The organism is Alcaligenes aquatilis (assembly GCF_003076515.1).
In the GTDB taxonomy this organism is placed as follows: domain Bacteria; phylum Pseudomonadota; class Gammaproteobacteria; order Burkholderiales; family Burkholderiaceae_B; genus Alcaligenes; species Alcaligenes aquatilis.
This window is the reverse complement of record NZ_CP022390.1, coordinates 1930309-1943942: the sequence shown is the minus strand read 5'-3', so window position 1 is coordinate 1943942 and position 13634 is coordinate 1930309. Positions and strand designations below refer to the sequence as shown.

Here is a 13634-nt window from a genome sequence, read left to right as displayed (position 1 = left end):
GCCTGGCGCCTTGTTCTTGTTTCCCCGCAGCAGGGTTAGGCCAGGCTATAGAAAAATGCTGTCAAAGTAGCAGCCGGCCATTGTATCCCGTCATTCTTTATTCTTGTTTTCATTCTTATCAGGGATGACCGCCGATCAGTCTGCTTGGGCAAAACAGGCATGGCATTGTAAAAGATGGCTGTGCCATTTCGAGCCGCCCCCAAAGTCGAATACGGGCTTCGGCGTTGGGGGGCGGCTCATGTCTGTAGTGCCTTCGCTTGGTTGGCAGCAGCCTTAGCACAAGGGCTGCTTATGGAAGGATTGCCCTGCGGACCACACAGCTTGGTGTTGGTCTGCAATCCGCTCTGCTTTTAGGCTTTCCCTGCTGCAGGCAGGGCGCAGGTGCCGGATGCCTGTGTCTGCTCCTGACTGATCTGACGTACCACCAGGAACATGCACAGTGCCGAGACAATAATGCAGGGGATGGCGGAGGTGATTACACCAGCAGCGCCATAGCCCTGGCTAAGCAACATGCCTGCAATGGTGGGGCCCAGGGTGGCGCCAATACGGCCTACTGCGGCGGCGGTGCCAACACCCGTGGCACGCACGGCAGTGGGGTAGACGATGCCGCCAAAGGCATACAAGACACCCTGGCAGCCGATCACAAAAGCACCAGTCAAGGCGGCGGCCCAATACATCTGCTCCAGCCCGGAAGCACCGTTCAAACTGAGCAAACCGGCCAGGATTCCGCCATACATCAGGGCGATGACCAAAGCCTTGTGCCAGCGGTCTGTCAGATAGCCCAGCAAGACGGTGCCCACGGTTGCACTGACCATGAACCAGAATTGGGCGGTGCTGCCTTGTTTACGGCTAAAGCCCAGCTCCTGGAACAGGGAGGGCAGCCAGCTCAGCATCAGATACACCACCATCAATGTGAAGAAATAGCTGACCCACAAGAGCAGGGTACGGGCGGCAAGACCATTGCTGAACAGGTCCTGGAAGCGGCCTTGTACGATGGTTCGATTCTGGCGTGCTTGCAAAAACTCGCGTGACTCAGGCAGCAGCCACACCATCACGGGAATGACCAGCAGAGGCAGCAAGCCACCCAGGTAGAAGATGTTTTTCCAGTTCTCGCCAAAGTTGGAAGCGGCTACCAGCGACAAGATGGCTGCACCAACGGGCATGCCCGCATACATCATGCCCACGGCGCGGGCACGGTGTTCTGGTTTGACGGACTCGGCAGCCAAGGTGATCAGGTTGGGCATGGCTGCGCCCAAACCAGCACCGGCCAGAAAGCGCACCAGCAACAAGGTGGCCAGGCTGTTGACCCAGGCGGTGAACAAGGTAAACAGGGCAAAGATGGCGACTGAGGCAATCAACACGGCTTTGCGACCGTATTTATCTGCCCAGCGTCCGCCCATGAGCGAACCGGGCAGTAGCCCTAGAATGCCTGCGCTTAAAAAATAGCCTTGGTAGGTTTTATCCAGACCGAACTCTGCCGCCACGCCTTTCACGGCAATGCCAGCGGCCTGGATATCCATGCCTTCGATAACAGCGATCAGAAAGCAGATCGCCACCGTAATGACCGCGTGCTTGCGGCCGTGGGTTTGTGTCATTTCAATGTCTCCTCGGTTTACCGGGACGTTTTTTTTCTTGCTTCTGCCACCTGCCCGCCCCGAATTCAGGGTGCAGAAACCCGACTCATCGCGCGATAAAGCGGCGGTGAGCCGGGGGTAGAACTTTTTAGTTTTTTGAAATCAGGCCGTGGTGCCCTGTCGTTGCAGCAAGTCCAGAGCCACGTCCACGATCATGTCTTCCTGACCGCCCACCATGCGGCGTTTGCCCAGTTCGACCAGAATGTCCACGGTTTTCAGGCCGTATTTCTGTGCGGCCACTTCGCTGTGACGCAAGAAGCTGCTGTACACGCCTGCATAGCCCAGGGCCAGGGTTTCGCGATCGACGCGTACGGGGCGATCTTGCAAGGGGCGCACAATGTCGTCCGCTGCATCCATCAAGGTGTACAGATCCGTGCCATGGTTCCAGCCCATGCGTGCGGCGGCAGCAATAAACACTTCCAAGGGCGCATTGCCGGCTCCTGCGCCCATGCCCGCCAGACTGGCATCGATACGGTCGCAGCCTTCTTCCACGGCCACAATGCTGTTGGCCACACCCAGGGACAGGTTGTGGTGGGCGTGAATGCCGGTTTCGGTCTCGGGCTTGAGCACGTCCTTGAAGGCGCGGAAACGGTCACGCACATCATTCATGTTCAAGGCACCGCCTGAATCGACCACATAGCAGCAGGTCGCCCCGTAGCTTTCCATCAGCTTGGCTTGTTCGGCCAAGTGTTGCGGGGTCGTCATGTGGCTCATCATCAAAAAGCCCACCGTGTCCATGCCCAGATTGCGGGCATATTCGATGTACTGCTTGCTGACATCGGCCTCGGTACAGTGAGTGGCCACCCGCACGGTACGGGCACCGGCGTCGTAGGCAGCCTTCAGATCGTGGATGGTGCCAATGCCGGGCAGCAGCAAGGTGGCAATCTTGGCGTGCGTGACAACCGAGGCGACGGCCTCAATCCATTCTAGGTCGGTGTGCGCGCCAAAACCGTAGTTAAAGCTGGAGCCGCACAAACCATCGCCGTGGGCCACTTCAATGGAATCGACCTTGGCCTGGTCCAGGGCACGGGCAATATCCATGGCGTTTTGCACGCTGTATTGATGACGCACCGCGTGGCTGCCGTCGCGCAGGGTCACATCGGAGATATAGAGTTTTTTGTTGGGATCGTGTGCCATTGTGGTGTCCTTGCGTGTCATGCGGTTTGCGTCAGCAGGCGGGTTTGGGCCAGACGCTCGGCGCAGGCCAATGCCGCACTGGTCATGATGTCCAGATTGCCGGCATAGGCGGGCAGATAGTGGGCCGCGCCCTCGACTTCGATAAACACCGAGGTTTTCAGGCCGGAACGCCATCCCAGACCAGGCACATTGATGGGCTTGTCCTCGGGGATGACATCGAACTGCACTTTTTGTTTGAGGCGATAGCCCGGCACGTAGGCCTGCACCTTGTCGGCCATGCGCTGGATGGATTGTTCGATTTCCGCTTCCTTGCCCGGATCGCTCAGGGTGTAGACGGTATCGCGCATCAATAAGGGTGGTTCGGCCGGGTTGAGCACAATAATGGCTTTGCCCACGGTGGCACCGCCCACGACCTGCATGGCTTTGCTAGTGGTCTCAGTAAATTCGTCAATATTGGCGCGGGTGCCCGGACCAGCCGATTTGGACGAGATCGAGGCAATGATTTCGGCATAATGCACCGGGGTCACTTGCGAGACGGCCGCAATAATGGGCACGGTGGCTTGTCCGCCACAGGTCACCATATTGATGTTGGGGGCGTCCAGATTGTCGTCCAGGTTGACCACCGGGATCGTGTATGGACCAATGGCGGCAGGTGTCAGATCAATCACCTGGATGCCGTGCTCTTGCAGGACGGCATTGTGACGGGCGTGGGCACCGGCGCTGGTCGCATCAAACACGATGCGAATGTCCTTGAAGTTGGGCAGCTTCAACAGCCCGTCCAGGCCTTCATGGGTGGTGGGCACGCCCAGGCGGGCCGCACGGGCCAGGCCATCGGAGGCCGGGTCGATACCGACCATGGCGCCCATTTTCAGGTGTTTGCTTTGGCGCATCACCTTGATCATCAGGTCGGTGCCGATATTGCCCGAGCCAATGATGGCGACGGCAATGCCGTTGGGGTTTGTCATGTGTGTTACTCCGTACAAAGAGGACTTAGCCTGCGCTGAAGGTGACGGATACCGAGCCTATGCCCTCGATCACGGCTTCAAAATGATCGCCGGGGGCAACGGGTGCCATCGGGCCCAGGGCACCGGTCAGAATCAGATCGCCGGCCCGTAGCGGTTCGCCCAGTTTGGCCATGGTGCGAGCCAGCCAGGCGGCGGCATTAAAGGGGTGGCCCAGGCATTCGGCACCACTGCCACTGGAGGCCAGTTCTCCATTGCGATGCAGGCTCATGCGGGCATTGCGCAGGTCTAGACCGTCCAGGCGGCGGGCCGGACCGCCCAGCACGTACAGACCGCTGGAGGCGTTGTCGGCCACGGTATCCACAAAGCGGATATCCCAGTTGGCGATGCGGCTGCCGACGATTTCCAGCGAGGGCATGACCCAGCCCACAGCGGCGGCGACATCGCCAAAACTGGTGTCGGCATGGGGCAGGTCGCGATCCAGCACCAGGGCAATTTCAGCCTCGATCTTCGGTTGCAGGACGCGCTCGACAGGAACGGTTTCGCCATCGCCATAGGCCATGTCGGCAAACAGGGCGCCAAAGTCGGGTTGCGACACGCCCAGTTGCTGCTGGACCTTGGGGTTGGTCAGGCCAATCTTGCGGCCTGTCAGGCGACGGCCCTGGGCAAGACCTCGGGCAATATTGATGCGCTGGATGGTGTAGGCTGCCTCGGCATTGTCTTCACCAATCAGGCTGCGAATCGGCTCGATGGACTGACTGCTGTTCTCGGCCTGGCGCAAACGGCTGGCCAGGGTGTCGAGCAGATCGCTGGATGTTTCGCTCATCTCAACGCTCCAGGAAATCCAGAACCAACTGGTTGAACTTCTCGGCATGTTCCCACTGCGCCCAGTGACCGCATTGGTTGTAGACGTGCAGCTCGGAATTGGGGATACCTGCCAGCAGGCGCAGGCCGGTATCGAAAGGCACAACACGATCCTGACGACCCCAGATGATCAGGGTAGGAGCGCTAATGCTGGGCAGACGCGGGCTGAAATCTGGGAACTGACGTGGGTTGGCTTCCAGCGATTTCAGGAAGTTTTCCAGGTGATCCTTGCGGCTGAGCATATTGTTCAGGCGCGCTTGCAGCAGCTCGTCGGTCAGCACACTGGCGTCGAACACGAACACATTGTTAAAGCGTTTCAGGTTTTCCAGCGTGGGTTCGCGGTACAGGCCGTTCAGCAGCTTGATACCTTCGCTGGGCATAGGAGTAAACAGGCTCATGCCACCCGTGCCGCCACCCATCAGAACCAGCTTGGCCACACGTTCAGGCCAGGTCAGGGCAAAGGCAACCGAGCTATGACCGCCCATGGAGTTACCCAGCATGTGGATTTTGTCTATGCCCAGTTGGTCAATAATGCTTTTCACCACACGGGCGTTCAGGTCTGAGCGCGAACCGCTGTTGACGATGGAATCGCTCTTGCCCCAGCCAGGGCAATCGATCAGCAATACGCGGTAGCCAGCTTGCGTGAGCGGTTCAATATTGCGGTTGAAGTTGGCCCAGCCGGTGGCACCGGGGCCTGAGCCGTGCAACATGACGACCGTCTGTTCACCCTGGCCCAAATCGTTGTAATGGATGCGCAGTTCTTTGCCTTCCTCGACCACGGTCGCGAAACGGCTGTAATCAGATTCATTCAGACTCATGACAATCTCCTGAGGTTTTGTTGTGGTGGATTTCAGTTCTGGCGCGGATGGGCGGACAAGCCACCAAAGCCGGCAATCCACTCGGGAATTTCGCGGTAATAGCGATGCCCCGCTTCATAAGGGCCATAGGCTGACAGTCCGGCAAAAGCGGCCACCCAGGTCTTAACCTCGTGGGCACTGCGCCCGGCCAGTGCCGAGACGTCATCGTTCGCCACTTCATCGAGCTGTTGGTAGCTTTGTGTTTGAAGCAGATCCAGAAAGCCCTGGTCCCACTCGGGGTTGAGTGGGTGCAGAACAGAAGGGTCCTGAGTAAAGGCTTTGCCGGCATCAATGGTGCGTTGTGTACGGGCAGCACGCGCCTCGGGCGAGAGCGTGTAGCCTTCGCCATCGAGCGAGCGACGCACGGCATCGGGTGCCTCGGCATACACCGGCACAGGAGGTTGATGCGACAAGCCACCCGAACCGATCCACAGCACGCGCTTGCCGGTCGAGCGGGCCCATTGCCCGATGGCCTCGCCCAGCAAACGGGCACGTTTGAAGGTCGGCAAGGGGGCGGCCACCGAATTGATAAACACCGGGATGACCGGGTACTGATCCAGACTACCCACCAGATGTTCCAGCGGATAGGCGGCACCATGATCGAGCTGCATATCGTGCGAAATGGCCACATCCACGCCGCTATTGATCACATGGGTGGCGCATTGTGTCGCCAGCTCGAAGGGCACGTCCAGGCGTCCGGCCAGGCTGTCAAAATCACCAATGGCATGGGCGCCCGTGCCTATGCAAAAGCTGGGCATGACGTTGTAGAAAAAACCGTTGAAATGATCGGGAGTGAACAGCACGATCAGATCAGGTTTGAAAGCCGCGACACGTTCGCGGGCGGCTTTCTGTACCGCAAAAACTTCGTCCAGTACGGCTTGGGCCGGGTCGTGGTGACCCAGCAACGGCGTGTGTGAAAGACACTCCAGGTGTGCCTGCATGCCAGTCTCCTGACTCTGATTATGGGTGTAAGGGGGCCGCTGCTTCGACTGCCACTGCAGCGATTGCGGCTGGGCTGTTTGTTGCCTGTGCGATTTGTTTGGCCAGGTTGCGCAGGTTCTGGGCAGTGTCGTTCCAGACTTCCAGCGGCAGGACAGCCCGGTGTTCGATCAGCTCTTTAAGCGGGCGCATGTCACGGCCTTGATTGACGGTGATGGCTCCACAGATGGCCCCTTCGGGGTCCAGACCAATCAGGACAAAAGGAGGCGTGTCCAGATCGCCGCGCACAATCCAGTGGGCAGCGGCCATATCCCCGGCAAACTGGATGTTCATATCGCATTGGTCTGTCCAGAACCAAGCCGGGCTGGCCTGAGCCGGCTCCTGGTTGAGCATGTGGCAGACGGCCATGCAGGCTTGATGATTGGCGTTTTCCCAGGTTTCTTGCCGTTGCCAGCGTCCATCCATACCGATTTGCACGGTAGTGTCACCCGCTGCATAAATGGCAGGCTGGGAACTGCGACCATGCTCATCAATCACGATGGCACCTTGTTCGGTGTGCAATCCGGCGCTGTCGGCCAAGCGGGTATCAATCGTCACACCGACACCGTAAATCAGCAGGTCGCCTTGCAACTGCTGGCCATTGTCCAGTGTCAGCACGACTTTCTGTTCTTGGTCGAGGTGGGCCTTGCTGACCTGTGTGCCCAGGTGAAAGCGCACGCCACGCGCTTCATGTACGGTCTGCAGATACTGGCTGAGGACTTCCGGTGCGTTGCGCGACATGACCCGGGCGGCGGGGTCAATCAGTTCTACACTGGCACCCAAGGCGATCAGGCTGGAGGCCAGTTCCAAACCAATAACGCCCGCTCCGACCAGCAATACATGGCTGCCAGGCTTGAGCTGGGCACGGATACGGTTGGCGTCATCCAGCGTACGCAAGACATGCGATACCGAACCCAGCGCGTCCAGCTCGGGCAGACGGCGGGCTTGTGCGCCGGTAGCCAGCAACAGGCTGTCATACTTTAGGGTTTCGCCATTGGATAGGGTGACGCAGCCTTGTTGAGCATCAATCGTATCCGCACGAACCCCCAGTTTCAGGGTGATGTTCTGCTCGGTGTAAAAGCGTTCCGGATGCACGTTGAGCTGCACATTGTCCGGGTCCAACAAGGCATCTTTGGACAAGGGCGGACGCTCGTAGGGCAGGTACGGCTCCTCACCGACCAGGGTGATCTGCCCGGCAAATTCACGGCGGCGCAGTTCAGCGGCGGCCGTGGCTCCGGCTTGTCCCCCCCCGATAATCACAATATGAGGTGTCTGCATCACAGCTCCAGTCCACCGGCCACATTACGTATGCCGCGTATTCCCAGGCCTGCGTCGGCATTGATCATGACGCCGGTCAGCGTTTGGTTGTTCTGGCGCGAGGCCAGCAGCACAAAGGGGCCGGTAAATTCCTCAGGCTCGGGAAAGAATTGCAGGGGCAAAATTGCTTTGATGGCGTCGGGCGAGCGCGAGTCCATGATGCGCGTATCTTGCTGGCCCAAGGCTTGTGGGCCACGCAGATCGGTTTTCATGCCGCAGGGCCCCACGCCGTTGACACGCACTTTAGGGGCCAGCTCAAACGCCAGCTCGCGAATCAGACCGACCGCTGCATGTTTGCTGGCGGTATAGAGCGGGCCACCGCCTTCGGCGTAAAAGGCCGAATTGCTTAAGGTGAAAATCATGCTGCCGCAGGATTTAACCAGTTCAGCGGCGGCTGCCTTGGCACCGAGCAGATAGCCTTTGACGTTGATGGCAAACAGCTCGTCAAAGCCAGTGTCCAATTGCTCGATGCTGGTGTTGATCAGCCGGGCACCGTGGTCCCAGACTGCGGCGTTGCCAATAAAACAGTCCAGCTTGCCAAAGCGGGCAACCGTGGCAGCCACGGCTTTCTGGTTGTCCGCCGCGCTGCACACATCGCCCTGGATAGCCAGCACTTTGCCTGCAAACTTCTGTTCCAGATCGGCACATTTTTCTGCCGAGCGTTCCAGTACCGCCACGGATGCGCCTTCCTGTAGAAAGCGTTCCACCAATGCCAGACCCAGGCCTGAGCCGCCGCCGGTGATCAAAGCGACTTCGTTTTGTAGCCAGCCGTTCATGCCTGGGCCTCCAGATCGATATAGACCATGCCTTCGCTGATGATCACCGGATAGGTACGTAGCGCCTCGGTGGCGGGTTGGCACAGGGCCGCGCCCGTTTTCAGGCAGAAACGGGCAGCGTGCAGTGGGCACTCCACCGTGCCATCGTCCTCGACATAGCCTTCGGACATGGACGCGTTGCCATGTGTGCAACGGTCGTCAGTCGCATAGAAGGTGCCATCAATATTGAACAGGGCAATCTGACGGTCGGGAGTGTCTATCTTCAGTGCCTCGCCATCGGCCAGGGCACCGGTTTCACATGCGGTAATGCGTGTCATATCAATCAACATCGGAAAGTGAGCAGGGTCAGAACAGAACGCTCAGGTTGTGGGATGTAATGACCACTTGATCCAGAACGATCTCGCGTTCATACAGCTCCCAACCAAAGCGGTTGTCTGCACGGCGTACATAGTCCAGGCGTTTGCCGGCGTACCAGGTCTCGTCCTTCTCTTTCTGGGCGCGGTACAGGATGTAGTTGCTACGAATTTCGTAACCCTGGCCGTCGGCAGTGGGGCGAATACGCAGGTTGCTGACAAAGTGGCGGGTGCGCGAAGGGGGTTCTTCGGCCCAGGCCATGCCGGTTTCCAGGCGAGCGACGCGACGTTCCAGTTGGAACTTGTTGTCGTTAAAGATCCAGGTGGTGGGTGGCTGCACGCTGCGGCGACGGTCGCGGGTTTGCGCATTGGTGGTGCTGCGCATGTGGTAGTGCACATCCTCGGACAGCAGGTCCAGCCAGTCGCGAAACTGCCAGTCGTCCAGCAACTCGGCTTCCATGTACAGGAAGTCAGCAATTTCATGATGCAGTTGCATATCGACGATGGCTGTTTGGGTCGGTTCTTCAATGACGGCGCTCATTTCACCAACTCCTCTTCGTAGACGCGGCTGCGCTCCAGGACTTCATCCCAGGTCTCGGACACCATCAGGTCGGCCCAGTACTTGTACAGGCCGCGAGCGGCGGTTTCGGAGAAGATGTAGTTGGTGACGCCTGGCACGCCGTCGCTACGCAGACCTTCGTTACCCAGGCCCATTTCCATGCACAACTGGGTGCCACGGGCGCGTTTGCCACGCAGGATTTTTTGGATCTCAGCCCAGTTCTCGGAGTCGTCCTGCTCCAGGAATCCGGCAGGACCAAAAGCGCGGGTGGCGCTGCGTTCAAAGGCCGCCTTCACATTGTCGGGAGCGGCGGCATCGGCAATACAAAATGCCCAGACTTCCACCTGGTTCGGGCCGCGTGGATGCCAGACGCGCAGCGTTGCGGTACCGTTCAGCCAGCTCAGTGTCGGGAACATATTGTTGTGGCCAGCCAGACGCAGGGCACGCACTTCGCCCAGGCGCTCGTGCGCTTCGGCATAGGTGTCGCGAAAGTACTGCGAGACCTCACCGTCTACCCACACGTTGGCATCGGGCTGTTCGGTAAAAAAGAAGCCACTGCCATGGCCGCGTTGGCCATATTGGACGGCGTCTTTGGCGGTTTCCCAGACAGGGCGGGCGGTTTGACCGGCACCTAGCGCCTTGTCTTCGTCACCCGGTTTTTGGCCCAGCACCTGCACAGCAGAAGCGTGCGAGAACAGAGCGTGGTATTGGTCGGAAGCGAATTGCTCAGCGGGGAATTTCCAGTTGCATTCGATGGTCCATTTCTGAACCCCGCCAATGATTTCAGTCCCGCCTTCGCGTCGGTCCAACACACCGTCCAGATACCAGGCGATATCGCCCATGTATTCTTCCAGATCAGGAGCGCTCGCATCCCAGTTGCCAAAGACCAGACCCTTGTATACTTTGACGCGGGTCACTTCTTGCAGACCCCACTTTTCCTTGCACAAGCCTTGCGGATAGGCGCGCGGCTCCAGCGGTACGTCCACCAGATCGCCGTTGGTGCCATAGCTCCAGCCGTGGTAAGGACAGGTAAAGGCTTTGGTATTGCCCGAGTCGGCATAGGACACGCGCATCGAGCGGTGTCGGCATTGGTTCAGGAAGGCCTTGATCGAGCCGTCTTTTTGACGGACAACGATAATCGGGTCCTCGCCCATATAGGTATTGAAGAAGTCTCCCGCTTTGGGGATCTGGCTGGTGTGACACAGGAACAGCCAGGTGCGGCCAAAGATGCGCTCCAGCTCCAGCTCATAAATATCCGGGTCGGTGTAAATGGAAGGGGTAACGCGTCCATTACGTGCATCGACCAAGGCTTCGATTTTTTCAGGGTTGATTCCCATCGCTTGCTCCTCGCTATTGCAATGCGTGCTTTTGCGAAACAGGTTTTTGTCGCCAACGGCAAAATGTAGAAGCTTGAAATGAATTCGACCAATACTTGCTTTAGATCGGGTGATCGGCAAACCCGATAAGTCGGCTTTAAGACCCTGGCATGTATAGGGTTTAAGTCTGAAGGCCAATATTGATGCGGCTTTACAGGTACTTAGGGTTTACGAGAATCCCAATTGCTGCGCTGCAGCAATGAAAATCGCAGTCGCTTGTAACGCCTTTGGAGCAGCGACAATAGTGCTTGCAAGAACGGCTTGTTCGGGAGAAATACCGCAGGCCGAGCCCTATGCTGTTCGGGTCAGAGCCGGACAGGGCGACTAATTTGACAGGAGACTAACTTGGAATTGCGACACTTGCGTTACTTCGTTGCAGTCGCGGAAGAGTTGAATTTCACCCGTGCTGCTGAGCGGCTCTATACCTCTCAACCCTCCTTGAGTGAGCAGATCCGCAATCTGGAAGAGGATATTGGTTATCCCTTGTTGAACCGTACTCGTCGCAAGGTCGAGTTGACGGAGGCCGGAGCCGTTTTCCTGGATGACGCCCGCGAGATTTTGCAAAAAGTGGAAGAGGCGGTGATACGTGCGGGCAAGGCGGCTTCGCAAGCCAGGGAAGTGCTGACGATAGGCTTTGTCCCGGCGGCAGAGGTGCGTATCTTTCCAGCGGTATTGCCCGCTTTTCGGGCGGCTTTCCCCCAGGTGGATGTGGTGCTGCGTAGCCTGACATCCAACGAGCAAGAAGGCGCCATGGCCCGAGGGGAACTGGATCTGGCTTTCATGCGTGGCCCGGTGCGAGCCACCAATGTTTGTAGTGAAGTGGTATTGGATGAGCCCTTGCGGGTCTATCTACCCAAAGGTCATCGCCTGGAAGCGTATAGCTTGATTCCTCCGGCGCGTTTGAACCGCCTGCCCATGATTGCCGTGGATCGCTCTTATGGCCGCTCCATGCACGATGTGCTGGCTCGCTATCTGGCCCATCACAAGGTGGTGCCCGAGCATACCTACAATTCGGCCAACCCCCTGATGAGCATTAATCTGGTCGCGGCTGGATTGGGCTACACCTTGTTGCCAACCTACGCGGAATACTTCATGCCCAAGAACGTGGTGTCACGACCCTTGATTGGCGGCGGCCCGCGTTGCGAGTTATTGATGGCCTACCCGCGAGAGACAGGCAGCATGAGCGAAGCGGCTGCCAGCCTGATAGAGCGCATACGAGAGCTGGCACGCTGGCATGGTTCAGGACCCTCCGCGGCCAGCAGTCATTTGAAACAGGCACCCAGCAAAATAGCCTGTATGTAGTCAGCAAGGCAGGCCTTATTTGTCTTCCACAAAGCGCATACGGAAGCGGCGACCTTTGATGTTGGCGTTGGAAATACGGTCAAAGAATTGACGGGCAATTCCACGATCCAGGGCCACGTAGGAGCGGGCGTCGGTAATGGCAATCTTGCCGACCTGATCCCCTTTCAGACCGACATCACGCGTCAAGGCACCGAGCAGGTCGCCGGGGCGCAGCTTGTCTTTTTTGCCACCCTGAATTTCCAGTGTCATCATGGGTGCGCGCAAGGGTTCTTTTGATTGAGATCGCAAGGCTTTCAGATTGCCCCATTTCACTTCACGGCCCTGGAAGTCTTCAATCAGCTTGACCCAGCGCAGCTCGTTGCGCGAGACCAGATTCAAGGCCAGGCCTTTTTGATCACCACGACCAACACGGCCAATGCGGTGGATATGCACTTCGCTGTCTTTGGTGACGTCTACGTTGATGACAGCCCCCAGATTCTGAATATCCAGACCGCGCGAGGCCACGTCGGTGGCGACCAGCACAGCGCAGCTCTGGTTGGAGAACTGCACCAGAATTTCGTCGCGATCACGCTGCTCAAGATCACCGGTCAAGGCCAGAGCCTGGATACCTTCGGATTGCAGCTCTTCGACGACTTCCTGGCAACGCATCTTGGTGTTGCAGAAAACCAGGGTCGAGCAGGGGCGGAAATGCTCCAGCAGGGTCACCACAGCAGACAAACGCTGCTCGGGGTGAACTTCGTAAAAAATCTGTTCGATCTGGCTGGCATCGTGCAGGGCTTCCACTTTGACTTCGGCGGGGTTATGCAGAAAGCGGGCGCTGAGCTTGCGAATGTTTTCCGGGTAGGTGGCCGAGAACAGCAGGGTTTGACGACGGGGCGGGCAGTGCGAGGCAATGGCCACGATGTCATCGTGAAAGCCCATGTCCACCATACGGTCGGCTTCGTCCAGTACCAGGGTTTTCAGGGCGGACAAGTCCAGGTTGCCGCGCTCTAGGTGGTCCTGGATGCGGCCCGGTGTGCCCACCACTACGTGAGCACCGTTGCGCAAGGCTTCTGTTTGCGGGCGCGAGGGAACCCCACCGCACAGCGTCAGCATACGCACGTTAGGAATCTGGCGGGCCAGACGACGCAGTTCGGTCGTGACCTGATCGGCCAGTTCGCGCGTGGGGCAGATTACCAGGGCTTGTGGCGTCAGTTTGCTGGGGTTGAGGGTTTGCAACAGACCCAGGCCAAATGCGGCGGTTTTGCCGCTGCCGGTCTTGGCTTGGGCAATCAGGTCGCGGCCTTGCAGAATCAGCGGCAGGCTCTGTTCCTGAATGGCCGTCATTTTTTCAAAACCCAGGCTATCCAGGGTTTCAAGCAAGGCGGGCAAAAGGGGAAGGGTACTGAAAGAGGTATGGGGCACGATGGGTGACATCAAAAAGAACTGCAAAATAAAGGATTTAGCGACAGTTTACCGGTATCGCCTGGTGTGCGGCATCTTAATGTTGTTGCTCGGATCACTGTGTGGCATCTGCAGC

Annotated in this window: 13 protein-coding genes; 1 reads left to right on the top strand and 12 read right to left on the bottom strand. The window is 58.3% G+C overall.

Annotated elements, in window-relative coordinates:
- Positions 1-350: 350 nt before the first annotated feature.
- From mhpT to hcaE, 11 genes are all read right to left on the bottom strand, one after another.
- Entirely contained in the window at positions 351-1595 is a 1245-nt protein-coding gene (mhpT, locus tag CA948_RS08950; RefSeq protein ID WP_094197441.1) for a 3-(3-hydroxy-phenyl)propionate transporter MhpT, read from the bottom strand.
- A 141-nt stretch (positions 1596-1736) separates the two neighbouring features.
- Complete coding sequence (gene dmpG / locus CA948_RS08945) at positions 1737-2771, bottom strand: 4-hydroxy-2-oxovalerate aldolase (RefSeq protein WP_094197440.1); 1035 nt, start codon at positions 2769-2771, stop codon at positions 1737-1739.
- A 17-nt stretch (positions 2772-2788) separates the two neighbouring features.
- Positions 2789-3736, bottom strand: coding sequence for an acetaldehyde dehydrogenase (acetylating) (locus CA948_RS08940; RefSeq protein WP_035272042.1), 948 nt, complete (start codon positions 3734-3736; stop codon positions 2789-2791).
- Between the two features lie 25 nt (positions 3737-3761).
- Positions 3762-4559, bottom strand: coding sequence for a 2-keto-4-pentenoate hydratase (gene mhpD / locus CA948_RS08935; RefSeq protein WP_108727828.1), 798 nt, complete (start codon positions 4557-4559; stop codon positions 3762-3764).
- Between the two features lies 1 nt (position 4560).
- Positions 4561-5415 (bottom strand): alpha/beta fold hydrolase, encoded by an 855-nt coding sequence (locus CA948_RS08930; protein WP_094197438.1) that lies wholly within the window; start codon positions 5413-5415, stop codon positions 4561-4563.
- Between the two features lie 32 nt (positions 5416-5447).
- Positions 5448-6395, bottom strand: coding sequence for a 3-carboxyethylcatechol 2,3-dioxygenase (locus CA948_RS08925; protein ID WP_094197437.1), 948 nt, complete (start codon positions 6393-6395; stop codon positions 5448-5450).
- 19 nt (positions 6396-6414) lie between these two features.
- On the bottom strand, positions 6415-7710 hold the full coding sequence (gene hcaD / locus CA948_RS08920) for a 3-phenylpropionate/cinnamic acid dioxygenase ferredoxin--NAD(+) reductase subunit (protein WP_234354330.1): 1296 nt from the start codon (positions 7708-7710) through the stop codon (positions 6415-6417).
- A complete protein-coding gene (gene hcaB, locus CA948_RS08915; protein WP_094197436.1) occupies positions 7710-8525 on the bottom strand; it encodes a 3-phenylpropionate-dihydrodiol/cinnamic acid-dihydrodiol dehydrogenase in 816 nt (271 codons plus the stop codon). The genes hcaD and hcaB overlap by 1 nt, the downstream gene beginning before the upstream one ends.
- Positions 8522-8842, bottom strand: a complete 321-nt coding sequence (hcaC, locus tag CA948_RS08910) for a 3-phenylpropionate/cinnamic acid dioxygenase ferredoxin subunit (RefSeq protein WP_094198412.1) — start codon at positions 8840-8842, stop codon at positions 8522-8524. The genes hcaB and hcaC overlap by 4 nt, the downstream gene beginning before the upstream one ends.
- Before the next feature lie 28 nt (positions 8843-8870).
- On the bottom strand, positions 8871-9419 hold the full coding sequence (gene hcaF / locus CA948_RS08905) for a 3-phenylpropionate/cinnamic acid dioxygenase subunit beta (RefSeq protein WP_094197435.1): 549 nt from the start codon (positions 9417-9419) through the stop codon (positions 8871-8873).
- Complete coding sequence (gene hcaE / locus CA948_RS08900; protein WP_094197434.1) at positions 9416-10774, bottom strand: 3-phenylpropionate/cinnamic acid dioxygenase subunit alpha; 1359 nt, start codon at positions 10772-10774, stop codon at positions 9416-9418. Before hcaE ends, hcaF begins: the two co-directional genes overlap by 4 nt.
- Positions 10775-11158: 384 nt before the next feature.
- Here hcaE and CA948_RS08895 point away from each other — a divergent pair, with 384 nt between their 5' ends.
- Entirely contained in the window at positions 11159-12115 is a 957-nt protein-coding gene (locus CA948_RS08895) for a LysR substrate-binding domain-containing protein (RefSeq protein WP_108727827.1), read from the top strand.
- A 15-nt stretch (positions 12116-12130) separates the two neighbouring features.
- Here the strand turns inward: CA948_RS08895 and dbpA are convergent, their stop codons facing one another.
- Complete coding sequence (dbpA, locus tag CA948_RS08890; protein ID WP_094197430.1) at positions 12131-13531, bottom strand: ATP-dependent RNA helicase DbpA; 1401 nt, start codon at positions 13529-13531, stop codon at positions 12131-12133.
- Between the last annotated feature and the right edge of the window lie 103 nt (positions 13532-13634).

What these genes read in the sequence shown, in the direction of transcription:
- mhpT (WP_094197441.1), bottom strand. Translation starts at nt 1,595, where the DNA reads ATGACACAAACCCACGGCCGCAAGCACGCGGTCATTACGGTGGCGATC.
- dmpG (WP_094197440.1), bottom strand. Translation starts at nt 2,771, where the DNA reads ATGGCACACGATCCCAACAAAAAACTCTATATCTCCGATGTGACCCTG.
- CA948_RS08940 (WP_035272042.1), bottom strand. Translation starts at nt 3,736, where the DNA reads ATGACAAACCCCAACGGCATTGCCGTCGCCATCATTGGCTCGGGCAAT.
- mhpD (WP_108727828.1), bottom strand. Translation starts at nt 4,559, where the DNA reads ATGAGCGAAACATCCAGCGATCTGCTCGACACCCTGGCCAGCCGTTTG.
- CA948_RS08930 (WP_094197438.1), bottom strand. Translation starts at nt 5,415, where the DNA reads ATGAGTCTGAATGAATCTGATTACAGCCGTTTCGCGACCGTGGTCGAG.
- CA948_RS08925 (WP_094197437.1), bottom strand. Translation starts at nt 6,395, where the DNA reads ATGCAGGCACACCTGGAGTGTCTTTCACACACGCCGTTGCTGGGTCAC.
- hcaD (WP_234354330.1), bottom strand. Translation starts at nt 7,710, where the DNA reads ATGCAGACACCTCATATTGTGATTATCGGGGGGGGACAAGCCGGAGCC.
- hcaB (WP_094197436.1), bottom strand. Translation starts at nt 8,525, where the DNA reads ATGAACGGCTGGCTACAAAACGAAGTCGCTTTGATCACCGGCGGCGGC.
- hcaC (WP_094198412.1), bottom strand. Translation starts at nt 8,842, where the DNA reads ATGACACGCATTACCGCATGTGAAACCGGTGCCCTGGCCGATGGCGAG.
- hcaF (WP_094197435.1), bottom strand. Translation starts at nt 9,419, where the DNA reads ATGAGCGCCGTCATTGAAGAACCGACCCAAACAGCCATCGTCGATATG.
- hcaE (WP_094197434.1), bottom strand. Translation starts at nt 10,774, where the DNA reads ATGGGAATCAACCCTGAAAAAATCGAAGCCTTGGTCGATGCACGTAAT.
- dbpA (WP_094197430.1), bottom strand. Translation starts at nt 13,531, where the DNA reads ATGTCACCCATCGTGCCCCATACCTCTTTCAGTACCCTTCCCCTTTTG.